Here is a 21,834-nt window from a genome sequence, read left to right on the forward strand (position 1 = left end):
GCAGGCGGCCGTCGGCAGGCGGCCGTCGGCAGGCGGCCGTCAGAAGGCGGCCATCAGAAGGCGATGCGGACCTTCAGCGCCGACCGCTCGTCCATGGCGCGGTAGCCGTCCGGTACACCGTCGAGGCCGACGGTGCGGTCGAAGACCGGGGCGGGGTCGATGACGCCCGCCAGGACGTCGGTGAGCAGCTCGGGTATGTAGGCGCGGGCCGGGGCGACGCCGCCGGCCAGCGCGATGTTGCGGTTGAACATCTGGCTGATGTCCACTCCCGCGCTGCCGCCGTGGGGCACGCCGACATAGCCCACGGCGCCGCCGTCGCGGGCGATGGAGAGGGCGGTGCGCATCGATTCCTCGGTGCCGACGGCTTCCAGCACGGCGTGGGCGCCCTGGCCGCCGGTCAGTTCGCGGATCGCCTCGATCGCCGCCTCGCCCCGTTCCGCGACGACGTCGGTGGCGCCGAAGGAGCGGGCGATGTCGGTGCGGGCGCGGTGGCGGCCGAGCGTGATGATCCGGTCGGCGCCGAGGCGGCGGGCGGCCAGCACCCCGCACAGGCCGACGGCGCCGTCCCCGACGACCGCGACGGTGGCGCCGGGCCGGACCCGCGCCGAGACGGCGGCGTGATGCCCGGTGCTCAGCACGTCGGACAGCGCCAGCAGGGCGGGGATCAGCGCCTCGTCGGTGGCTGCGTCCCGGGGCAGCCGTACGAGGGTCCCGTCGGCGTACGGCACCCGGACGGCCTCGCCCTGGCCGCCGTCGGAGCCGACCTCGCCCCAGAACCCGCCGTGCGGGCAGGAGGTCTGCAGCCCCTCCCGGCAGTGCTCGCAGGTGCCGTCGGACCAGACGAAGGGCGCGACCACGAAATCGCCGGGCGCGAAGCCGGTGACCGCGGAGCCGGTCTCCTCGACGACACCGAGGAACTCGTGCCCGATGCGCTGCCCCGGCACCCGCGCGGCCACTCCGCGGTAGGCCCAGAGGTCACTGCCGCAGATGCAGGCGCTCACCACCCGCACCACCGCGTCGGAGGGCTGCTGGATCCGGGGATCCGGTACCTCCTCGATCCGGATGTCGTTCGGGCCATGGATCACGGTGGCGCGCATTGCGGGAACTCCTGATGCTGCGGGACATGCCGCGGAACGGAACTGGAAGGGGTGGACCCTCAGCGTCGCCGCCCGGCGCTCCTTCTGTCCAGCTACATCATCTACAGCATTCACTTAAGCTCATCTGATGCTCGATGTCCGACGGCTCGTCCTCCTGCGCGATCTGGCCGCCCACGGCACCGTGACCGCCGTGGCCGAACTGCACCGTGTCACCCCCTCCGCCGTCTCCCAGCAGCTCCGGCTCCTGGAAGAGGAGACCCGGACCCGGCTGCTGGAACGCACGGGGCGCTCCATCCACCTCACCGCGGCCGGGCGCCGGCTGGCCGAGGACACCGAGCGCGTGCTCGACGCCCTGGACCAGGCACGGAGCCACCTCCACAGCGAGCCCGCGGAACCGGCCGGGCCGCTCCACCTCGCCTGTTTTCCGAGCGCCCTCGTCCCGCTGGCCGCTCCGCTCGGCCGGGCGCTCCAGGACGCTCATCCGGGTCTGCGCCTGCACATCACCGAGGCCGAGCCCGAGCCGGCGGCGCGCCTGCTGCTCCAGCGGCGCGTCGACCTCGCGCTGACCTACCGCTACACCAATCTGGCCGACCCCACGCCCTCCGGCGTCGAGTCCCTCGTCCTGGGCGTCGACCCGCTGGTCGCCGTACTGCGGGACGATCACCCGGCGGCGCGGGCGGGGGACTCTCCCGTCGAGCTGCGGGAGCTGGCGGACAGCGAATGGATCACCGCCCCCGCGCACACCGCGTGCGGCACGGCCGTCCTGCACGCCTGCCGGTCCGCGGGATTCACCCCGCGGGTACGGCACACCTGCACCGACTTCACCGCCATGATCGCCCTGGCCGCGAGCGGCGGCCTGCCCGTCGTCCTCCCGCGGATGGCCGCGGACCGGCTCCCGCCGGGGCTCGTCGTACGTCCGGTGGCCGACCCCGCGCTCGCCCGCACCATCGAGATCGCCGTACGGCGCGGAGCGACCCATGAACCCCCGGTCGCGGCCTGCCTGGAGGCGGTACAGGCCCTCCTCTCGGGCGGTGCGCCGCACACCTGATCACGCGGCAGGCGTTCTCGCGCGGGCCGGACTTCCCGGTGACGGGACGCGATCAGGGCCGCTGCCCCCGCAGCCGCCGCCACTCCCGTACGACGTCCTCCACGTCGTACGGCTTCTTCCCCAGCGGGGGACCCGGCGGCGGCTTGGACATCATGTCGCGGATCTTTGCGTTGACGTCCTCGATGATCTTCCGGGCCATCCGCTCCGAGGGCGCCGCGTACGCCGCCGTCAGCGCGTCCTCGGCCTCCTTGCGCAGGGCCAGGGCGGGCGGCAGCACCGCGAGGCCCTCGCGCGCCATCTTCCGCTTGACCCACCACAGCTCGTCGTAGGTGGAGTCGACCTCGGCGGGCAGCGGCTCGCCCGCCCCGGGCAGCCGCTCGAACTCGCCGCGTGCCTGCGCGTCCTGGATCTGCTTGTCGACCCAGCTCTCGAACGGCACGCCAGGTGGCTTTCGCTCGGTCATGACCCCATGGTGCCGGACGGCGCCCGGTCGCGCGTTCTATCATGCGGCGGCGGCGCGCGGGGCAACGGCCCGTCGCGCAACGACGTTTCAGGGGGAACGCAGGTGCTCGAACTCACCATGGCCACCGTCTCCGCGGCCGACGCGGGGGCCACGGCCGGTATGACGATGGCCCAGGCGCCGAGCGAGCCGGGCGCGGTGCTGCGGATCGGCCGGGACGCCGCCGGATGCCGGCTGGTCACCCCCGAGGACTGGCTGTTCGTCTCCCGCGTCCATCTGGAGTTCCGCTGCGGACCCGACGGCGTCTGGCAGCTGACCTGGCTGCGCGGCTCCCAGCCCGACCCGGCGTCCGAGGTGCGGCTGACAGCCGGGGGGAGCGTCCGGCCGCTGGCCCCCGGTACGACCGTGCCGCTGCCGCGCGGCGGCTCGGGCGAGATAGTCGTCCAGGACCGCAGCGGGCCGTGCAGCGTCAACGTCGGCTTCTACCAAGAGGTTTGAGAGCGGGTCGTCAGCCCAGCACCCGGGCGAGCGCGAAGCCGTCGTACCCCTTGGTGCCGACCGTCTGGATGGCCGTACCGCTGAGCCTCGGATGGGAGGCGATCAGCTCGATCGCGGTACGGGTGCCGACCACGTCCGGATCGGTGGCGCCCGGATCGGCGACCCGGCCGCCGCGCACCACGTTGTCCAGCACGATCAGGCTGCCCGCGCGGGTCAGACGCAGCGCCCACTCCACGTAGTGGGCGTTGTTGGCCTTGTCCGCGTCGATGAAGACCAGGTCGAAGGGGGCCGGGTTCTCGTCGGCCAGCTTGGGCAGCGACTCCAGGGCCGGGCCCACCCGCACCTGGGCGACCCGGTCCAGGCCCGCGCGCGCGATGTTGCGGGTGGCCACCTCGGCGTGCCGGGCGCTGTACTCCAGGGTGACCAGCCTGCCGTCCTCGGGCAGGGCGCGGGCCAGCCAGATGGTGCTGTAGCCGCCGAGCGTGCCGATCTCCAGGATGGTCCGCGCGCCCTGCACCTGGGCGAGCAGGTGGAGCAGCTTGCCCTGGGCCGCGGTGACCCCGATGGGCGGCAGCCCGGCGGCGTCGTTCTCCCGCAGGGCCGCCCGCAGCGCCTCGTCGTCGGGCGAGAGGGTGTTGATGAAGTAGTCGTCGACGTCGTCCCAGAGCTGCTGCCCGCTCATGCGCCTGCTGCCTTTCCCGAATGCCTGCCGAGGCCGCCTTGCTGCCGTCTTTCGATCATCTCAGTTGGGCGGTGGCGAGGGGCCGAGAATCGGCCGGGGCGCGCGATCGCCGGATTCAGACCAGCGGCGGGGGCGGGGCGACGGGCGGCGGGGGCGGCACGGGACGCCGTGCGCGTCGTACGGCGAGGACGGCGAGCGCGGCCACCAGGAGCACGGCGAGGCCGCCGACCGTGAGCAGCCAGGCCGGGACCCCGGCGACCCGGTCCAGCTCGTCGTCATGGATCACCTGCTGGACGGGGGTGTCCGAGGCGGCCCGGCGCAGTTCGTGGTCACCGGAGATACGGGCGGGCTGCGGGAACTGCTGGGTGAGCGCGGTCAGGTACGGCGTCCCGTGGGCGAGGGCCCCGAGGGCGCCGCCGGGGTCGGTGAGGCGGCCGGCGTAGACGGTGCGCGGCGGCGGTCCGCCGATCGCCGTGGCCGGTTCCATGCGGTGCGCGGCGAGGACGTACAGGCCCAGCGACTGGGGGGTGGTGGCCAGCCGGGACAGGCGCATCGGGTAGACGGCGCGGTCGGCGGCGAAGGTGAGGTGCAGCGGGTCGAGGGCGCCGCGCAGGGCCGTGTCCGCGGTGTCGGGGGCGAGCCGGATCGCGACGTACTCCCAGTGCTCGGCCACGTACGGCGCGAGGGCCGTCTTCAGCCGGGCGGGGAGGGTGAAGCCGTTGGCGCGCAGCCAGGTGTCCAGGGCGGCCGGGTCGGTGGCGGTCAGCCGGGCCACGTCGAACGGGCCGAGGCGCTGGCGCCCGACGACGCCCACGGCGGCGCCGGGCCGCGGGGCGGCGGCCGCGGCGCCGTCCGCGGGGGTGTCGAAGGGCCAGTCGCCGTTCCGCGGCCAGAAGTGGTGCCGGGTGCGGTGCACCGGGGCGATGGTCCGGGCCAGCTGGTCGAAGACGGCGGGGTCCCCGAGGCGGACGGTGGCGCGGTGCGGGACGGGCATGATCCAGGCGGCGTTCCGCGCGTCGCCGGTGACGGTCAGGCGCATCACGATCTGCTCCTGGCGGCCGTCCCAGCGCAGCACGGACTGCTCGTCCGACACGGCGATCCGCTGGGCCGGATCCACGACCATCGCGCCGCAGCCGCAGGCCCAGGCGGGCGAGATCAGCCAGGTGAGCTGGATGCCGAGGAGTGCGAGGACGACCGAGAGTATGCGTGCGGTCCTTGGTGTGCGCAATGTCCGTCCCCCTGTTGTGCGGCTACGCACGGTACGGACGAGGGGAGTGGGATCGCGGTTCCCTCAGCCGGGGCAGCGCCCCGAAGGGGCGCGGGGAACCGCGCGATCGGCCACGACGGACCCGCGGCCGGCGATGCACCCGCACTCCTACGGCGCCTACCGACTCTCCACTGCCGGGGCGGAACCCGGCAGCGGGCGGCCCGCCGTCTCCGACATCCGCCACACCGCGAACCCGCCGATCACGGCCGCGGCCATCATGTAGTACGCGGGCATCATCATGTTGCCCGTCGCCCCGATCAGCGCCGTCACCACCAGCGGCGTCGTCCCGCCGAACAGCGACACGGACACGTTGAACCCGATGGACAGCGACCCGTACCGCACCCGCGTCGGGAAGAGCGCGGGCAGCGCGGCCGGCATGGCCGCCGTGAAGCAGACCAGCAGCAGACCCAGCGCGCCCATGCCGAGGGCCACCGCGAGCAGGCTGCCCTGGCGGATCAGCAGCAGCGCGGGGACGGAGAGGAACAGGAAGCCCGCACACCCCGCCGCGATCACGGGGCGGCGGCCGATCCGGTCGGTCAGCGCACCGGCGAACGGCTGGACGATCATCATCAGCGCCATCACGCCGAGCACCACGAGCAGGCCGTGCGTCTCGTCGTACTTCAGCTCACTGGTGAGGTAGCTCGGCATGTACGACAGCAGCATGTAGTCCGTGACGTTGAAGACCAGCACCAGGCCCACGCACAGCAGCAGCGCCCGCCACTGGCCCGCCACCATCTCCCGCAGCGGCACCTTCGGGCGCTCCGCCTCCGCCTTCTCGACCTCCGCCGCGAACGCCGGGGTCTCCTCCAGGCGCATTCGCAGATACAGGCCGATGATGCCCATCGGACCGGCGATCAGGAACGGGATGCGCCAGCCCCAGGAGAGCAGGTCCGCGGAGGACAGCAGCGCCGTCATCAGCGTCACCAGACCCGCGCCGCCGATGTATCCCGCGAGCGTGCCGAACTCCAGCCAGCTGCCGAAGAAGCCGCGCCTCTTGTCGGGGGCGTACTCGGCGATGAAGGTCGAGGCGCCGGCGTACTCGCCACCGGTGGAGAAGCCCTGCACCAGCCGGGCCGCGAGCAGCAGCAGCGGCGCGCCCACGCCGATCGAGGCGTAGGAGGGGATCAGACCGATCGCGAAGGTGCCCGCCGCCATCATGATCATGGTGAGCGCGAGGACCTTCTGGCGGCCCACCCGGTCGCCGAGCGGGCCGAAGACCATGCCGCCGAGCGGGCGCACCAGGAACGCCGCCGCGAAGGCGCCGAACGTCGACAGCAGCTGGGCCGTCGGGTTGCCGGACGGGAAGAAGACCTTGCCGAGGGTGACCGCGATGTAGCTGTAGACACCGAAGTCGAACCATTCCATGGCGTTGCCGAGCGCGGCCGCCTTCACGGCGCGCTTGACCAGCGCGGGATCGGTGACGGTGACGTCGCGGGCGGCCGCCGGAGCGGCCCCGCGGGCCTTCAGCTGGGGGGTGACGGCTGTGACGGTCGCCAAAACGGGGCTCGCCTGCCTTTCGTCGGGGACAAGGACGTGGCCCCCGACGACGGCGCGGGAACGCCTGACGTACGGAGGGCCGAAAATCGACCATAGGCGCGGATTGCGCCGTTACGTGATGCGCACGGATGTATGCATAGGGCAGCTAAAGGGCGCGTCAACAGGTAACTCTGCCCGCTCGCGCCCGGCCGATCCGTGCCCCCGCTGTGATGCTTCTCGCGCCCCCGCACCGCAACCGCAACCCCCGCGCACTATCGTCATCCGGGCAAAAGGGGAGCGGGCGCCAGGTGAACCGGGGGTTGCCTGCGTCCCCTTCCGGGGGGTCTGCGAGCCTCGTAGGGTTGCGCAGAGGTGACCCGGCGTGCACGACGCACGGCCGGGACGAAAAACGGGGCGGGAGGCCGACGCGGCGTGGCGAACGTGGAACACGGTGGGGGACCGGGGGAGGGCTTCGGGACGCCGGACGCCGAAGGACGGCTGCGCGCGGCGCGGCTCGCGCTGTGGGCGGTGGCCGCGATCCTCGCGGTCCGGCAGCTGACCGCCGTCCTCACCACCCCGAGCGGCAAACGCCTCACCGACCTGGAGACCTGGGTCGGCCCGAACGGCGTGCTGCACGTCAAGGGCTCCCTGTACGACTCCACGCAGTTCACCGGCACCCCCTTCGCCGGGCTCGTGCTCAAGCCGCTCACCCGGGCCGCGGAGGCCGCCCTCGGCTGGAGCTGGACCTTCGCCACCCTGCTGCTGGTGGTCGCGCTCGGCATGATCGCCGCCCGCGCGCTGCCCCAGCCGGTGAGCCGGCGCACCTCCCTGCTGGCCGCGCCGGTCGCGATCAGTCTGCTGATGCTCTCGCTGCCGGTGCGCAACGCGCTCTGGCTCGGGCAGACCAGCATCATCCCGGTGCTGCTGGTCCTGCTCGGCTGCTTCGCCGTACGCGGGGAGCGGGCCAGTGGGCTGTGCCTGGGCCTGGCCGCGGCGCTCCAGCCCACCGTGCTCCTGTTCGCACCGCTGCTGTGGTTCACCGGCCGCCGCCGGGCCGCCCTCAGCGGCGCCGGGACCTTCGCCGCGCTGACCGCGCTCGCCTGGGCCGCGCTGCCGCACGACTCGGTCACCTACTGGCTCCAGCACACGGCCGGTGTGGGCCTCGGCGGCAAGGCCGACGCGCTGGGCAACCAGTCCCTGCACGGCGCCCTGCTCCGCCTCGGCCTCACCGGGCCGCTGGAGATCACGCTGTTCCTGCTGCTCGGCGCGGCCGTCTCCGTCCTCGCCCTGCGCCGCGCGGTCCGCTACGCGCAGGACGGGCAGCTGCTGCTCGCCGTGGCGATCACCGGCTGCGCCGCGGTCGCCGTCTCGCCCACCACCTGGCAGCACCAGCTGCTGTGGCTGCTGCTCGCGGTGGTCGGCCGGGTCGGCCGCCGGGCCTCGGACCGCAGTGTGTGGCCGGTCGCGGTGGTGCTGGTGATGACCCTGCCGGCGAAGATGATGCTGCCGAACACCCCGGCGCTGTACGCCCTGCGCGACGATCTGGTGCTGGTCGCGGCGCTGGCCGCCGCCGTCGCCGTACCGTTCCTGTCCCGCACCTCGCCGTACTACCAGGAGCCGGTACCCACCGAGTACGCCCCCGCGGTCCCCGCCCGCTTCCGGGGCATCCCGCTGCTGCCCTTCCTGCGCCGGGTCCTCACCCGCCCGAACCTCCTGCTCGAACTGCTGCTGATCCGGGTCGTGTACGCCGCGTACGCGCAGGTCCGGCTGGCCGCGGGCGCCAGCGGGGACGACCGGGGGCGGGCGACCGCGGAGCACCACGGGCGGATCGTGTTCGACACCGAGCGGTTCCTGCACATAGACATCGAGCACTGGCTCAACCACACGGTGGCGGGGATCGGCTGGCTGCGGGACTTCTTCGACTTCTACTACGAGTCCTTCCACTTCGTGCTGCCGCTCACGGTCCTCGCGGTCCTGTACTGGCGCCGCCCGGTCGACTACCGCTGGGCCCGCACCTCCCTCGGCTTCGCCACCTTCCTCGCCCTGATCGGCTTCTGGCTCTTCCCGCTGGCCCCGCCGCGGCTGATGCCGGGCCTCGGCTTCATCGACACCGTGCACGGCGCGCAGGACCTCGCCCACCCGGACTACGGCGCGATGACGGCCCTCACCAACCAGTACGCGGCGATGCCGTCCCTGCACTTCGGCTGGTCCCTGTGGTGCGGTGTCGTGATCGTGGTCCTCGCCCCCAAGTGGTGGATGAAGGCCCTCGGTCTGCTGCACCCCCTGTGCACCATCTCCGCCATCCTCGCCACCGCCAATCACTGGGTCCTCGACGCGGTCGGCGGCGCCGTGGTGGTCACCGCGGGCTTCGCCCTGTCGTACGTGGTCCAGGGGCCGCGCGCGGCACGGGCCCCGGCGCTCGACGCGGCGGGGCTGATGGAACCGGTGCCGGTGAAGTAGGGCGACGGGGGCGGCCGGGGCCGCCGGGGCGGGCCCGGCGGTCCGCTACAGGCGCTGGATGATCGTGCCGGTCGCCAGGCCGCCCCCCGCGCACATCGTGATCAGCGCGAACTCCTTGTCGGTGCGCTCCAGTTCATGCAGGGCCGTGGTGATCAGACGGGCGCCCGTCGAGCCGACCGGATGGCCGAGCGCGATCGCGCCGCCATTGACGTTGACCTTGGCCAGGTCCTGCTCGAAGACCTGCGCCCAGCTCAGCACCACCGACGCGAACGCCTCGTTGATCTCCACCAGGTCGATGTCCTTCAGCGACATCCCGGCCTTGCCCAGCACCGCCCGGGTCGCGTCGATCGGCCCGTCGAGATGGAAGTGCGGGTCGGCGCCCACCAGCGCCTGCGCGACGATCCGCGCCCGCGGCTTCAGCTTCAGCGCGCGGGCCATCCGCTTGGACGCCCACATGATCGCGGCCGAACCGTCCGAGATCTGCGAGGAGTTGCCCGCCGTGTGCACCGCGGTCGGCATCACCGGCTTGAGCCGGGCCAGCGCCTCCATGGAGGTGTCCCGGAGCCCCTCGTCCTTGTCGACCAGACGCCACATGCCCTGACCCGCGTACTGCTCCTCCTCCGTGGTGGGCACCTGCACCGCGAACGTCTCCCGCTTGAACCGCTCCTCCGCCCAGGCGAGCGCCGCCCGCTCCTGGGACCGCAGCCCGAACGCGTCCACGTCCGCGCGCGTCAGCCCCCGATGGCGCGCGATCCGCTCGGCCGCCTCGAACTGGTTGGGCAGATCCACGTTCCACTCGTCGGGGAAGGGCTTGCCCGGCCCGTGCTTGGAGCCGGAGCCCAGCGGCACCCGGGACATCGCCTCCACACCGCAGCTGATGCCGACGTCGATGACGCCCGCCGCGACCATGTTGGCCACCATGTGCGACGCCTGCTGCGAGGAGCCGCACTGGCAGTCCACGGTCGTGGCGGCGGTCTCGTACGGCAGCCCCACGGTCAGCCAGGCGGTGCGCGCGGGGTTCATGGACTGCTCGCCGGCATGGGTCACCGTGCCGCCGACGATCTGCTCGACCGCGTCGGCGGGAATGCCGGTACGGCCGAGGAGTTCACGGTAGGTCTCGCCCAGCAGATAGGCGGGGTGCAGGTTGGCGAGCGCGCCGCCGCGCTTGCCGATCGGGGTTCGGACGGCTTCGACGATCACGGGTTCCGCGGCCATGCGTGCGGGTCCTCTCCGAGAGGGGCGCTCCTCCAGAACTAGAACGCGTACTAGTTCTGTGGTGCAGTCTGGGGACGTGTCGTACGTCACCGCAAGGGGCGTGCAGCCGCCGAAGTCGTGATCTGCACGAATTCCGCACGGATTGGCCGGACCTCGCCCCTTGCCACTTCTAGAACCCGTTATTACGTTCGGGGACATCAGCTGATGGTTCGTCAGATGTATCTTCGGACGTCTCGCCGGATGTCTGCAGAATGGATGGCTGGAGCCGCCGATGCCCTGCCCCGCGCTGCCCGACGGGTTCGACTTCACCGACCCCGACCTGCTGCACCACCGTGTGCCCCTGCCGGAGTTCGCCGAGCTGCGCCGCACCGAGCCGGTCCGCTGGATGGCGCAACCGCACGGCATCGCCGGATTCGCCGACACCGGCTACTGGGCCGTGACCCGGCACGCGGACGTCAAGCATGTCTCCACCCACCCGGAGCTGTTCTCCTCCTTCCTCAACACCGCCGTCATCCGCTTCAACGAGCACATCTCGCGCGATGCCATCGATGTGCAGCGGCTGATCCTGCTCAACATGGATCCCCCGGAACATACGCGGGTACGGCAGATCGTGCAGCGCGGCTTCACGCCACGCTCGATCCGCGCCCTTCAGGACCGGCTGCGCGCCCGCGCCGAGGCGATCGTCGGCGCGGCCCGCACCCGCACGGAGCCCTTCGACTTCGTCACCGAGATCGCCTGCGAACTGCCGCTCCAGGCCATCGCCGAGCTGATCGGCGTCCCCCAGGAGGACCGGACGAAGATCTTCGACTGGTCGAACAAGATGATCGCCTACGACGACCCCGAGTACGCCATCACCGAGGAGATCGGCGCCCGGTCCGCGGCCGAGATCATCTCCTACGCGATGAACATGGCCGCCGAACGCAAGCGCTGCCCGGCCCGGGACATCGTCACCACGCTGGTCGCGGCGGAGGACGAGGGCAACCTGAGCTCCGACGAGTTCGGCTTCTTCGTGCTGATGCTGGCGGTCGCCGGCAACGAGACGACGCGCAACGCCATCACCCACGGCATGCACGCCTTCCTCACCCACCCCGAGCAGTGGGACCTCTTCAAACGGGAGCGCCCGGCGACCACGGCCGAGGAGATCGTGCGCTGGGCGACCCCGGTCAACTCCTTCCAGCGCACGGCCACCCAGGACACCGAACTCGGCGGGACGCTCATCAGGAAGGGCGACCGGGTCGGCCTCTTCTACGCCTCCGCCAACCACGACCCGGCCGTCTTCACCGACCCCGGGTCCTTCGACATCACCCGCGACCCCAACCCCCACCTCGGCTTCGGCGGCGGCGGACCCCACTACTGCCTGGGCAAGTCCCTCGCCGTCCTGGAGATCGACCTCATCTTCCACGCCATCGCCGACGCGATGCCGGGCCTCAGGCTGGTCGACGCCCCGCGCCGGCTGCGCTCGGCCTGGATCAACGGCATCAAGCACCTTCAGGTGACCACCGGCTGACGGACGTCACCCGCTGCCTCGGGCGGTCGTCACTCCTTGCCGGAGGCGGACACCGCGAGCACCGCCGAGGCGACGGCCGCGATCAGCAGCGGGATGCCCAGGCCGTGGTGCAGCACCAGCCACGCGCCGAGGAACGCGCCGCCGAGCATGGCGATCACCGAGGCGGTACGGCGCGGGGAGCGGTGCCCCGTGCCGTTGCCGAGGCGGGAGTCGGCGGCCAGCCCGGTCAGGGTCATCGTCAGCACCGTGGTCGTCAGATCGGGGACCCCGAGCTTGCGGACCGTCGCATTGCGCACCCCCATCGCGAAGGCGGTCAGGGCGATGAGGGCGTAGACCGTGCCGGTGCGATCCGGCCGGGCGAAGGCGGCCGCCGCCGACAGCCCCACCAGGACCGCCTCGGCCGCCAGTGTCAGCCGCGCCCAGCGGCGCCGGGACCCGCCGCCTCCGAAGCGGGTCGCCACCCGGCCGCCCGCCACCGCGCCGAGGAGGAAGCAGCACAGCGAGGTCGCGGTGCGCGGCACCGAGAACCCGGGCGCCCCGGCCGCCGCGAAGCCCAGCACCACCACATTGCCGGTCATGTTCGCCGTGAAGACCCGGCCCAGGCCCAGATAGCTGACGGCGTCGATCAGACCGCTCACCACGGTCAGCGTGATCAGCACGAGCACCAGCCGCAGCCCGCGCGCCTCCGGGTCCGGCGCGGGGTCCGCCGCGGGTCCGGGAGCGGGCGGCGTGGCCGGGGGTGTCGGTGGTGTCGTCACGGTTCCTCCGGTGCGCCGGGCGGACAGGGGCGGGGACCACTTCACCACGCGCCGCCCGGCAATGCCCGGACATGCGAAAAGCACCCTCGCCGAGCGGGGCGGGGGTGCTTTGCGGTGTACCGGCTACAGAGGGTCGGCCTAGTACCAGTGGTTGGCCTGCCAGAAGGACCAGGCCTTGGCGGGGCTGCCGTAGCGGGAGTTCATGTAGTCCAGGCCCCACTTGATCTGGGTGGCCGGGTTGGTCTTCCAGTCGGCGCCCGCGGACGCCATCTTCGAGCCCGGCAGCGCCTGGACCAGGCCGTAGGCGCCGGAGGAGGCGTTGGTGGCGCTCGGGTTCCAGCCGCTCTCGCGCTGGACGATCTGGCTGAACGCGTTGAACTGCGCGGCGTCCGGGATCATCTTGTGCGCGATCGCCTGCGCCGAGGAGGCCGAGGCCGGGGCGGCGGCCTGGGCGGGGGCGGCGGACAGCGCCATACCGGCGGTGGCGGCGGCCACGGCGGCGACGGTGAGGGCCTTCTTCGGGGCGGCGATGCGGCGGATGACGGACACGGAGCACCTCTTGCGTCGGGGACGGGGGATCACCGGCCCGAACCCCTGGGGGCTCGTGGTGCCTGGCGACGCCGACCAGATAAGCAGCCCGGAAATCCGTCCGCAATCACCCCTTTTACTAGTTGTGACCGGATGGGGCGGGAATGGGCGTTCTGTGGCGCAGCTCTCAAACCGCAGGTCGGCGGGGGTGTGCGGCGGAACGTATCGGACATAACCCTCTACGACCCCGCCTCGTAGGTGAGCTGCGTCATGTGGGGTTCCTCACCGGCCCGCTCACCGCGTGGGTACGACCCCTCACGCCCCGGGACCGTCGAAGGTGACCGGCGTCTCGAACGCGGCCCGCCGGGTGGCCCGGCGCAGCGCGCGCAGCACCGCGGGGCCGAGCGCGCAGGTCAGCACCACCGTGCACAGGGCCCGGCCCAGGTCCCAGCCGAGGGAGGTGGCCAGGCAGTAGGCGACGAAGCGGGCCAGGTTGGCGGCGACCGAGGCGCCCGGGTGGAAGGAGATGCCCGAGGCGCCGGCGCCCATGAAGGGCCAGCCGGCCAGGTTCATGACCGTGCCGTAGGCGAGGGAGGCGAGGAAGCCGTACCCGGCCAGGAGCAGCAGTTCGGCCCGGCCGCGCAGCCGCACCGGGCCCGGCAGCAGCCCCGCGCCCATCGCGAACCAGCCCATCGACAGCATCTGGAACGGCAGCCAGGGGCCGACGCCGCCGGTCAGCAGCGCGGACGCGAACATCGTGACCGAGCCCAGCGCGAAGCCGAAGCCGGGGCCCAGGACGCGGCCGCTGAGCACCAGCAGGAAGAACATCGGCTCGATCCCGGCGGTGCCTGCGCCGATCGGGCGCAGCGCGGCACCGGTGGCGGCGAGCACGCCCAGCATCGCCACCGCCTTCGGGCCGAGGTCCGACTCGGAGATCGTCGCCGCGACCACCGCCACGAGCAGGATCAGCAGACCGGCGAACAGCCAGGGGGCGTCCTGGGCGTGCGCGCTGAGCTGGGAGGCGGGCGGCGCGAGGAAGGGCCAGCCGAAGGCGATCACACCGACGGCGGTGGCGAGGGCGAGGGCGGCGACGGAGCGGGGGCCGAGGCGGACGGCGCGGACGCGTGAGGGCGCGGCGGTGGGTGTGGTGGTGGGTGCGGGCGGGGTCGTCATCCCAGGGCCTCCTGCACCTGGGACACGGTCAGCCACCGCTGGGGGGCGAGGATCTTGGTCACCTGCGGGGCGAAGGAGGGGGACGACACCACGATCTCCGCCGTCGGGCCGTCCGCGATCATCTCGCCCTCGGCCAGCAGCACCACCCGGTGGGCGATCTCCGCCGCCAGCTCCACGTCGTGCGTGGCCAGGACGATCGCGTGCCCCTCGGCGGCGAGTTCGCGCAGCGCGGTGACCAGGCGGGCCTTCGCGGCGTAGTCCAGGCCGCGGGTCGGCTCGTCCAGGAGCAGCAGGGGCGGGCGGGCGGTCAGTACGACGGCCAGCGCGAGGGCGAGGCACTGGCCCTCGGAGAGGTCGCGTGGGTGGGTGTCGTCGGCGATGCCCGGGAGGAGCCGGTCCAGCAGGGTACGGCAGGTGCCGGGGGCCGCCTCGGCGTCCTGGTCGGCGGCGGCGCACTCCGTTGCCACGGTGTCGGCGTAGAGGAGGTCCCGCGGTTCCTGCGGGACCAGGCCGACGTGGCGGATCAGGTCGCGGGGCGGGGTGCGGTGGGGGGTACGGCCGCCGACGGTCACCGTGCCGGTGGTGGGTTCGAGGAGGCCGACGAAGGTGTTGAGGAGGGTGGACTTACCGGCGCCGTTGCGGCCCATGAGGGCGATGGTCTCGCCGGGGGTGACGGTGAGGTCGATGTGGTGGAGGGCGGTGAGGGTCTCGCGGCGGACGGTGAGGTGGTGGGCGTCGGCGGTGTGGGGCGGTTGGTTCTCAGGGGTGGGGCGGCGCCGGAACAGGCGTCCGGGGGTGCTGCGGGCTCGGCTTTGCTCGCGCGGGGGGACCCCCACCGCCCCAGCGGCACGACTGTCCATAGCTGTAGCGGCGGGACTGCCCGCGGCTACGGCGGCAGGCATGCCCGTGGTGGCGGCGAGGCGGTTCCGCAGGTCACCGGCCTTGCGGCGGGCGTCGCGCACGGTCAGCGGCAGGGGGGACCAGTCGGCGAGGCGGCCCAGAGCGACGACCGGGGGGTGGACCGGGGAGATGGACATGATGTCCGAAGGGGTGCCGGTGACGGGGGGTGCGCCGGGGGTGGGGAGGAGGACGACGCGGTCGGCGTAGTGGATGACGCGTTCCAGGCGGTGCTCGGCCATCAGGACGGTCGTACCGAGGTCGTGCACCAGGCGCTGGAGCACCGCGAGGACCTCTTCCGCCGCGGCGGGGTCCAGCGCGGACGTCGGTTCGTCGAGGACGAGGACCTGGGGATGCGGGGTGAGTACGGAGCCGATGGCCACGCGCTGGCGCTGGCCGCCGGAGAGGGTGGCGATGGGGCGGTCCCGCAGCCCCGCGAGGCCCAGCAGATCGAGGGTCTCCTCGACCCGGCGGCGCATCACCTCGGGCGCGAGGCCCAACGACTCCATGCCGTAGGCGAGTTCGTCCTCGACGGTGTCCGTGACGAAGTGGGCGAGCGGATCCTGGCCCACCGTGCCGACGACATCGGCGAGTTCACGGGGCTTGTGGGTACGGGTGTCACGCCCCGCCACGGTCACCCGGCCGCCCAGGGTGCCGCCGGTGAAGTGCGGGACGAGCCCGCTGACCGCGCCGAGCACGGTGGACTTGCCGACCCCGGACGGGCCGACGAGCAGCACCAGTTCGCCCTCCGGCACCTCGAAGTCGACGTCGCGGACGGTGGGTTCGGGGGCACCGTCGTACGTGACGCTGACCTTCTCGAAGCGGATCACGAGTGCTCCCTCGGGACGACGAAGGCGGGCAGCAGGGCGAGCAGGATCGACGCGGCCGGCCACAGCGGCAGGGTGGGCGTGGTCAGCGGGACCACACCGGGGTGCAGGGCCTCGGGGGCGCGGGCGGAGGCGAGCGTCAGCAGCGCGGCCACGGCGACACCGGAGCCGGTGACCAGCCAGGCGCGGGGGCCCCAGGGGTCGGGCCGGTACCGGGTGCGCAGCGAACGGCGGCCGCCGAGGCGCAGTCCGGCGAGGGCGGCGGCGATCCCGGCGAGCAGCAGCGGGGCGCCGTAGCTGCCGCCCTCGGCGGTGAGCAGCCCGTACGTGCCCGCGCAGACGCCTAGCAGACCGCCGAGGGTGAGGGCGGCGGTCGTACGGCGGACCCGGGCGGGGACGTCCGCGGCGCGGCCGTAGCCGCGGGCCTCCATGGCGGCGGCGAGGGCGACGGAGCGCTCCAACGCGCCCTCCAGCACCGGGAGTCCGACCTGGAGCAGCCCCCGGACACCCCGGTCCGGGCGGCCGCGCAGCCGGCGGGCGGCACGCAGCCGCTGGACGTCGGCGATGAGATGCGGCGCGAAGGTGAGGGCGACGACGACGGCGACGCCGGTCTCGTACAGGGCGCCGGGCAGGGACTTCAGCAGGCGGGAGGGGCTCGCGAGGGCGTTCGCGGCGCCGACGCAGATCAGCAGGGTGGCCAGCTTCAGCCCGTCGTACGCCGCGAAGACGAGTGCCTCCGCGGTGACCTCGCCACCGAGCCGGATGCCCTGCGCCCAGTGCGGCAGCGGGATCTCCGGGAGGGTGAGGAGGACATGGGTGCCGGGGATCGGGGAGCCGAGGGCCACCGCGAAGACCAGGCGGATGAGCAGCACGGCGAACGCGAGCTTGGCGAACGCGGAGTAGGAACGGGCCCAGGGGGCGGGGGAGCGGTGCGTCGCCACGACGTACGCCGACACGGCGATGAGCAGGCCGAGGAGCAGCGGATTGGTGGTGCGGGTCGCCGCAGTGCCCAGCGATATCGCCCAGACCCACCAGGCCCCGGGATGCACGGTCGCACGGCTCCTTCCGTGCCCCGAAAAGGCGCGGGGAACTGCGCGACCGGCCACGGACGGCCCGCGCCCGGGTACGGCGGTCGGGGCAGGACGATCGCCGCCCCCGGCACCCTCCCGCCCACGAGGAACCGCACGCCCCACCGGCCGATCCGACGGAGTCATCCGCGTCGCCGACGCGACTGCCACACCGCCGCGCCCGCCAGCAGAACGACGACACCGGCGCCGATCGGCAGCCCCAACGACGGGCCACCGGAGGAGGACGTCCGGTTCTCCGTGCGGCCCGGAGTCGTCAACGGCGCGCTCCCCGACACCTGCTCCCCGCATCCCTTGCGCGGATACCCGGAGATCGCGCACAGCAGCGCGTTCGTGTCGTACCGCAGCGGCTTGGCCACCGCGGCCAGCGCCTCCGCGGCGGAGGCCGACGGCGCGACCCGGGCGCACGCCGTGCGGCGCCCCGGCGGGGTCTCGCCGGAGGGCGCGTCCGCCGGGACACCGAAGTCGATGACCAGCGCCACCCGCTTCGTGCCCGACTCGGCGGCCGTACCCGAACAGATCGTGGCGAAGTCCGCCGTACCGCGCGGCTTGCTCGCATCGCCCGAGTCCGCGCTCACGGAGAAGCGGAAGCCCTCCACGGCGCCGTCGTCGGGGCGGGCGAGCGAGGGGCCCTGGGTGGCGTACGTCCAGTGGTCGCCGGAGCGTTCCCAGAACGACCAGTAGCGGTACCCCGTGGCCGACGCCTGCCCGGCGCCCGTGCCGAGCAGCAGGGCGAGCGCGGCCAGCAGCACCGGCACGGCACGGCGGACGGCGGTCACGACTGCTGCTTCTTGCGGGTGCTGAGCAGGAAGCCGATGCCGATGCCCGCGACGAGGCAGATGCCGACGCTCCACCAGACCCCGGCGTGCGAGCTGCCGTCGGACGCCTTGGCCTGCTTCTCGGCGGCCTGCATCCGCGGCTCGGGGCCGAGGGCGTTGAGGGAGGTGACGAGGCTGGTGCCGCCGAAGTCGCCGGGCTGGGCGCCGACGGCGTGCGCGGCGAGGATCAGCTGGGCGTACGCCGCGGGGCCGGTCTGGGCGGCCCAGGGTCCCGCGCTCTTCTCCAGGAAGGCGTACGCCTTCTTCGCCGCCGCGGTGCGTCCGTCGGCGGCGAGGGCGACGACGGCGTCGGCGGTGTTGCCGTAGTCGGGCTGGTCCGTGGCGCCGGGCATCACGGACATCAGATGGCCGCTCTTGGCGACCGCGGCCGCCAGGTACGCGCCGCCGTTGTCGGCGATCTGCGCCGGGGTGGGCCGGTCGGCCTTGGCGCAGGCGTCCGCCGCGGGGGCCTTGCCGGTCTGTGCCACGAAGCCCTTGCCGAGCGCGGCGGTCACACCGGCGGCGGTGGCATCGGCGTTGGCGGCCAGCTTGCCCTTCTTGTCCGGCTGGTAGGCCAGCGCGCCGCCGCCGTCCTGGTCGCAGGGGATGGACCAGGTGGCCAGCGCGTCGTACGGGGACTTGCCGTCCTTGCGGACGCCCGCCGGGTCGGCGCCGGTCGCGGCGAGCGCGCCGACGACGACGGAGGTGGAGTTGGTGTCGCTGGGGCTGCCGGGGTTGTAGCCCCAGCCGCCGTCCTTGTTCTGCACGGACTTCAGCCAGTCCACGGCCTTGGTGACGGCGGCGTCATGGCCGCCGGTCGCGTGCAGGGCCTGGATCGCGGCGGCCGTGCTGTTGGTGTCCACCATGGTCTTGGCGTCGCAGGACGCGGCGGGGTCGGCGCGGAAGGCGGCGAAGGAGCCGTTCGCGCACTGCTGGCCGGTGAGCCAGTCGACGGCGGCGGTGGCCGGCTGGTAGCCGAGGCTGCGCTGGGCGACGAGGGTGAGCGACTGGCGCCACACACCGTCGTAGGTGGGGTCCGATGTGCCGTAGAGACCGGCCGGGACCGATGCCTTGGGGGAAGGGGACGGGCCGGCGGCCACGGCGGGTGCGGCGGCTGCCAGCACGCCTATGGCGGCGAGAGCCGCGGCATTGCGGCGGACGTTCATGGTCGGCGACTGCCTCTCCCTGCGGGGAGCCGGGCAGCGCACGGGAGGGGACCCGGGCGGCTCGGCTCCGTATACCTCGACGGTGCCGTGCGCGGCGAGTGGCCGACGCACGCGAGCCGGTCACGTCCGCCCCGGGGCGTTCCGGCTCGCCGGTTCCGGTTTCGGAACGGCTCACGGCTGCGGGTCAGCGCCGGAATTGCACCGGCTTCCCCCCGTACGGGTGTGATGACGACCCCGCCACTTTACCGGCAGCCCCACGGGACCCGGCGAGTGCCCGTGAGCACACCGTGACGGTGATTAGGGTCACGGCCATGACAACACCGGGAAAGCTCCTCGGCTCGGGCCGTACGGCCGACGTCTACGAGATCGACACCGCGTGGGTGCTGCGCCGCGACCGCGAGGGCTGGGGGGACGCGGCGGCCGAGGCGGCCGTGATGACGTACGTACGACGGCACGGCTACCCGGCGCCCCGGGTCCGCCCCACCGGCTCGCGCACCGAACTGGTCCTGGAGCGGCTGTCCGGCCCGACCCTGCTCGCCGCCCTCGTCGAGGGCCGGGTGGACCCGGTGGAGGCGGGCACGCTGCTCGCCGGGCTGCTGCGCCGACTGCACGCCCTGCCCGGGCGGGACCCGGCCGATCCCGGGGCGCGGGTGCTGCACCTGGATCTGCACCCCGACAACGTGATGCTCACCCCGGACGGGCCCCGTGTCATCGACTGGTCCAACGCGGAGAACGGGAGCCCGGCCCTGGACTGGAGCATGTCGGCGGTGATTCTCGCCCAGGTCGCCGTGGGGCCCGGCGGTCTCGCCGCCCCGGCCCGTGCGCTGCTCGGAGCGCTGCTCGCCGACCCCGCCCGGCTCACCGAGGAGGGGGTCGGGGAGGCGCTGCGGCGCAGGGCGGGCAATCCGACGATGAGCGCGCAGGAGACGGAATCGCTGGGAGAGGCGGGGGAGTTGGTGCGGCAGCTGGCGCGACTGGCCTGAGCGCACTTTCGTGTTGGCTGAAAGTAAGAGTGCCGCACCGGAGTGCGGAGTGGTTGTTTCGGCCAGCGGACGAGGCGGGCACTGTCCCGTTGGTGTGGTAAGTCGTGTTTGTGCCGACCGGGTGTTCCGGGTGAAGGTGGCCCGAGCGGCGCGGAGTTGGCATATTGCGGTCAGACGTGACCGCTCGCAGCCTCCGGGGGAATGGTGCGGACAACCAGGAAGATGCGCCGGTTCGCCAACGAGCTGATCGACCCCCTGCGCGTGTCGATCCCCGCCGACCCCGACGATCTGCTGGCCGCCCTGGTCGAGTCCGCGATCCGCTGGCGCGGTCGCCCCATCGTCGTCCATCAGGCGAACTTTCCGCCGGAGACCTCCGCGACCGGACTGTGGATCGAGCGCGTCGGCCGCGACGACATCGTCATCGAGGCCGACGCCCCGCCCTGGATGAAGCTCGTGATCCTGGGCCACGAGCTGTGGCACATGGCCGACGACGACCCCGCCCACCGTGCCGCGCACACCGAGACCGCCCCCGCGCCCGCCGGCGCCGACGGCACCGTGGCGACCGCCGCCCGCACCCGTTTCCTGGAGGCCGCGGAGCAGCGCGCCGACCTCTTCGGCATGCTGATCGGCGACCGGCTGCGGCCCTGGCTGAAAGCCTCCCCCGACTCCGTGTACGCGGCGCACACCTCCGGCCACGACGACCTCGCCGGGCGCATCGGCGCGGCCCTCAATTACCGCGGGGCCAGATGAGCGACGTGATCAACTACGCCAGCTGCGGGCTGCTCTGGCTCGGGCTGCTGACCAAGGCGCCCGATCTGGCGCGCCGTTGGCGGGACCCCTTCCTGCTCACCCTCAGCGCCGTGCTGGCCCTGTCCTCGCTGTGCTTCCTGCTCGGCGCCCCCGGCACCGTCGGCTTCGTCAACGACGCCAGCGGCGTGCCTAACCTCGCCGCCCCGCTGACGTACGGGACCGTCGCCGCGTACGGCGCCGCCTCCCTCGCGCTCGTCATGCGCTGGCGCGGCGGCCCCGGCACCGCACGCGCGATCCGCCGCTGGACCCTCGGCTACACCGCCGTACTCGCGGGCATCGCCGCCCTGTTCCTGCTCGGCGACGCGGCCGTGGAGCGCCGTACGGACTTCGACACGTACTACGCCACCACGCCGTACATCGCCGAGATGATCGTCCTGTACCTCGGCGCGCATCTGACCGCCGTCGTCGTCACCGCGTGCCGATCCCTGTCCTGGGCCCGGCAGTTGCGCGGCTCGCTGCGCACGGGCCTGCTGATGATGGGTGCCGGAAACCTCGTCGGCTGCGGCTACAGCGTGGCCAAACTCCTCGCCGTGACCGCCCGTTGGTGCGGCCGGGACTGGTCCGTGCTCGCCACGACCTTCCCGGCGGCCTGCGCCGGACTCGGGGCCGCGATCACCGTCATCGGCATCGTGATCCCGTTGTTCGCCCCTTTCCTGGCCGTCCGGGCGCGCTGCTGGCGGGCGTACGCCCGGCTCGGCCCGCTGGAGCGGACGCTGACCGGGCTGCTCACCCGCGAGAGCCTGCGCGCGCCGCGCCCGCTGTGGCCCTCCGCCACCCGCTGGCTGACCTGGCGGCAGAGCTCCATCTACAACGGACTGCACTATCTGGGGCGCCACTTGGACGAGAGCCTGTTCCGGCAGACGTACGCCGAGCGGGCCCGGTCCGGCGCCGACCCGCAGCAGGCGGAGGCCGCCGCGTGGGCCGCCGTCATCGCCGCCGCCGTCCGTGCGCCGTACGAGGAGCGGGCGGACCCGGTCGTACCGCTCGCCGACCACCCCGACCTCCCGGTGCTGCTGCGTGTCTCCGACGCCCTCGCCGAGGACAGCGGCGACCGCGCCCTGGCCGTGTGCTGAAGGGGC

Annotated in this window: 20 protein-coding genes and 1 riboswitch; of the genes, 7 read left to right on the forward strand and 13 right to left on the reverse strand. The window is 73.3% G+C overall.

The genetic code is table 11. The annotated features are described in order from the left end of the window. Positions 1–53: 53 nt before the first annotated feature. Positions 54–1,097: a zinc-dependent alcohol dehydrogenase family protein gene (locus AB0N90_RS07485; protein WP_365193695.1), complete on the reverse strand. Its 1,044-nt coding sequence runs from the start codon at positions 1,095–1,097 to the stop codon at positions 54–56. A 127-nt stretch (positions 1,098–1,224) separates the two neighbouring features. On the opposite strand from AB0N90_RS07485, the gene AB0N90_RS07490 reads away from it, so the two are divergent. Next, a complete protein-coding gene (locus AB0N90_RS07490; protein WP_365193698.1) occupies positions 1,225–2,145 on the forward strand; it encodes a LysR family transcriptional regulator in 921 nt (306 codons plus the stop codon). A 52-nt stretch (positions 2,146–2,197) separates the two neighbouring features. On the opposite strand, the gene AB0N90_RS07495 is transcribed toward AB0N90_RS07490, so the two are convergent. Beyond that, entirely contained in the window at positions 2,198–2,608 is a 411-nt protein-coding gene (locus AB0N90_RS07495) for a DUF1992 domain-containing protein (RefSeq protein ID WP_365193700.1), read from the reverse strand. 102 nt (positions 2,609–2,710) lie between these two features. On the opposite strand from AB0N90_RS07495, the gene AB0N90_RS07500 reads away from it, so the two are divergent. After that, positions 2,711–3,103, forward strand: a complete 393-nt coding sequence (locus tag AB0N90_RS07500; protein ID WP_365193703.1) for a hypothetical protein — start codon at positions 2,711–2,713, stop codon at positions 3,101–3,103. A 10-nt stretch (positions 3,104–3,113) separates the two neighbouring features. Here the strand turns inward: AB0N90_RS07500 and AB0N90_RS07505 are convergent, their stop codons facing one another. From AB0N90_RS07505 to proP, 3 genes are all read right to left on the reverse strand, one after another. Continuing rightward, positions 3,114–3,785 (reverse strand): O-methyltransferase, encoded by a 672-nt coding sequence (locus AB0N90_RS07505; RefSeq protein ID WP_365193705.1) that lies wholly within the window; start codon positions 3,783–3,785, stop codon positions 3,114–3,116. A gap of 115 nt (positions 3,786–3,900) precedes the next feature. Continuing rightward, on the reverse strand, positions 3,901–5,013 hold the full coding sequence (locus AB0N90_RS07510; RefSeq protein ID WP_365193708.1) for a DUF2330 domain-containing protein: 1,113 nt from the start codon (positions 5,011–5,013) through the stop codon (positions 3,901–3,903). Between the two features lie 156 nt (positions 5,014–5,169). Next, on the reverse strand, positions 5,170–6,549 hold the full coding sequence (gene proP, locus AB0N90_RS07515) for a glycine betaine/L-proline transporter ProP (RefSeq protein WP_161219273.1): 1,380 nt from the start codon (positions 6,547–6,549) through the stop codon (positions 5,170–5,172). Positions 6,550–6,960: 411 nt separating this feature from the next. On the opposite strand from proP, the gene AB0N90_RS07520 reads away from it, so the two are divergent. After that, entirely contained in the window at positions 6,961–8,988 is a 2,028-nt protein-coding gene (locus tag AB0N90_RS07520) for a bifunctional glycosyltransferase 87/phosphatase PAP2 family protein (RefSeq protein WP_365193711.1), read from the forward strand. A gap of 45 nt (positions 8,989–9,033) precedes the next feature. Here AB0N90_RS07520 and AB0N90_RS07525 read toward each other — a convergent pair whose 3' ends face one another. After that, complete coding sequence (locus AB0N90_RS07525; protein WP_361667603.1) at positions 9,034–10,203, reverse strand: steroid 3-ketoacyl-CoA thiolase; 1,170 nt, start codon at positions 10,201–10,203, stop codon at positions 9,034–9,036. Between the two features lie 271 nt (positions 10,204–10,474). Here AB0N90_RS07525 and AB0N90_RS07530 point away from each other — a divergent pair, with 271 nt between their 5' ends. Continuing rightward, on the forward strand, positions 10,475–11,710 hold the full coding sequence (locus AB0N90_RS07530) for a cytochrome P450 (RefSeq protein ID WP_365193714.1): 1,236 nt from the start codon (positions 10,475–10,477) through the stop codon (positions 11,708–11,710). Positions 11,711–11,739: 29 nt separating this feature from the next. On the opposite strand, the gene AB0N90_RS07535 is transcribed toward AB0N90_RS07530, so the two are convergent. The 7 genes from AB0N90_RS07535 to AB0N90_RS07565 form a co-directional block, all read right to left on the reverse strand. Further along, the gene (locus AB0N90_RS07535) at positions 11,740–12,384 is read right to left on the reverse strand and encodes a YoaK family protein (RefSeq protein WP_365194718.1); all 645 of its coding nucleotides are present in this window, start codon (positions 12,382–12,384) and stop codon (positions 11,740–11,742) included. Positions 12,385–12,606: 222 nt separating this feature from the next. Continuing rightward, positions 12,607–13,017, reverse strand: coding sequence for a transglycosylase SLT domain-containing protein (locus AB0N90_RS07540; protein ID WP_365193717.1), 411 nt, complete (start codon positions 13,015–13,017; stop codon positions 12,607–12,609). 294 nt (positions 13,018–13,311) lie between these two features. Continuing rightward, positions 13,312–14,169, reverse strand: coding sequence for an ECF transporter S component (locus tag AB0N90_RS07545; protein ID WP_365193720.1), 858 nt, complete (start codon positions 14,167–14,169; stop codon positions 13,312–13,314). Beyond that, on the reverse strand, positions 14,166–15,896 hold the full coding sequence (locus AB0N90_RS07550) for an ATP-binding cassette domain-containing protein (RefSeq protein WP_365193722.1): 1,731 nt from the start codon (positions 15,894–15,896) through the stop codon (positions 14,166–14,168). The genes AB0N90_RS07545 and AB0N90_RS07550 overlap by 4 nt, the downstream gene beginning before the upstream one ends. Then, the gene (locus AB0N90_RS07555) at positions 15,893–16,999 is read right to left on the reverse strand and encodes an energy-coupling factor transporter transmembrane component T (protein ID WP_365193723.1); all 1,107 of its coding nucleotides are present in this window, start codon (positions 16,997–16,999) and stop codon (positions 15,893–15,895) included. Before AB0N90_RS07555 ends, AB0N90_RS07550 begins: the two co-directional genes overlap by 4 nt. A 104-nt stretch (positions 17,000–17,103) precedes the next feature. Beyond that, entirely contained in the window at positions 17,104–17,757 is a 654-nt protein-coding gene (locus tag AB0N90_RS07560) for an SCO2322 family protein (RefSeq protein ID WP_365193724.1), read from the reverse strand. Further along, positions 17,754–18,962, reverse strand: a complete 1,209-nt coding sequence (locus AB0N90_RS07565; protein WP_365193725.1) for a prenyltransferase/squalene oxidase repeat-containing protein — start codon at positions 18,960–18,962, stop codon at positions 17,754–17,756. The genes AB0N90_RS07560 and AB0N90_RS07565 overlap by 4 nt, the downstream gene beginning before the upstream one ends. Positions 18,963–19,096: 134 nt before the next feature. Then, positions 19,097–19,174, reverse strand: a riboswitch (cobalamin riboswitch). A gap of 99 nt (positions 19,175–19,273) precedes the next feature. Here AB0N90_RS07565 and AB0N90_RS07570 point away from each other — a divergent pair. The 3 genes from AB0N90_RS07570 (at position 19,274) to AB0N90_RS07580 (ending at position 21,828) form a co-directional block, all read left to right on the forward strand. Next, positions 19,274–19,945 carry an aminoglycoside phosphotransferase family protein gene (locus AB0N90_RS07570; RefSeq protein ID WP_365193727.1) on the forward strand — a complete coding sequence of 224 codons (672 nt, stop codon included), beginning with the start codon at positions 19,274–19,276 and terminating at the stop codon, positions 19,943–19,945. A 204-nt stretch (positions 19,946–20,149) separates the two neighbouring features. Continuing rightward, positions 20,150–20,695 (forward strand): toxin, encoded by a 546-nt coding sequence (locus tag AB0N90_RS07575; RefSeq protein WP_365194720.1) that lies wholly within the window; start codon positions 20,150–20,152, stop codon positions 20,693–20,695. After that, a complete protein-coding gene (locus AB0N90_RS07580; protein ID WP_365193730.1) occupies positions 20,692–21,828 on the forward strand; it encodes an MAB_1171c family putative transporter in 1,137 nt (378 codons plus the stop codon). The genes AB0N90_RS07575 and AB0N90_RS07580 overlap by 4 nt, the downstream gene beginning before the upstream one ends. The last annotated feature ends 6 nt before the right edge of the window (positions 21,829–21,834 follow it).

The sequence above is a fragment of the Streptomyces sp. NPDC093018 genome, assembly GCF_040684035.1.
In the GTDB taxonomy this organism is placed as follows: domain Bacteria; phylum Actinomycetota; class Actinomycetes; order Streptomycetales; family Streptomycetaceae; genus Streptomyces; species Streptomyces murinus.

Excerpts from the sequence above, each read along its gene's own strand:
- AB0N90_RS07485 (WP_365193695.1), bottom strand. The coding sequence starts at position 1,097 with ATGCGCGCCACCGTGATCCATGGCCCGAACGACATCCGGATCGAGGAG.
- AB0N90_RS07490 (WP_365193698.1), top strand. The coding sequence starts at position 1,225 with ATGCTCGATGTCCGACGGCTCGTCCTCCTGCGCGATCTGGCCGCCCAC.
- AB0N90_RS07495 (WP_365193700.1), bottom strand. The coding sequence starts at position 2,608 with ATGACCGAGCGAAAGCCACCTGGCGTGCCGTTCGAGAGCTGGGTCGAC.
- AB0N90_RS07505 (WP_365193705.1), bottom strand. The coding sequence starts at position 3,785 with ATGAGCGGGCAGCAGCTCTGGGACGACGTCGACGACTACTTCATCAAC.
- AB0N90_RS07525 (WP_361667603.1), bottom strand. The coding sequence starts at position 10,203 with ATGGCCGCGGAACCCGTGATCGTCGAAGCCGTCCGAACCCCGATCGGC.
- AB0N90_RS07530 (WP_365193714.1), top strand. The coding sequence starts at position 10,475 with ATGCCCTGCCCCGCGCTGCCCGACGGGTTCGACTTCACCGACCCCGAC.
- AB0N90_RS07545 (WP_365193720.1), bottom strand. The coding sequence starts at position 14,169 with ATGACGACCCCGCCCGCACCCACCACCACACCCACCGCCGCGCCCTCA.
- AB0N90_RS07565 (WP_365193725.1), bottom strand. The coding sequence starts at position 18,962 with ATGAACGTCCGCCGCAATGCCGCGGCTCTCGCCGCCATAGGCGTGCTG.
- AB0N90_RS07570 (WP_365193727.1), top strand. The coding sequence starts at position 19,274 with ATGACAACACCGGGAAAGCTCCTCGGCTCGGGCCGTACGGCCGACGTC.
- AB0N90_RS07580 (WP_365193730.1), top strand. The coding sequence starts at position 20,692 with ATGAGCGACGTGATCAACTACGCCAGCTGCGGGCTGCTCTGGCTCGGG.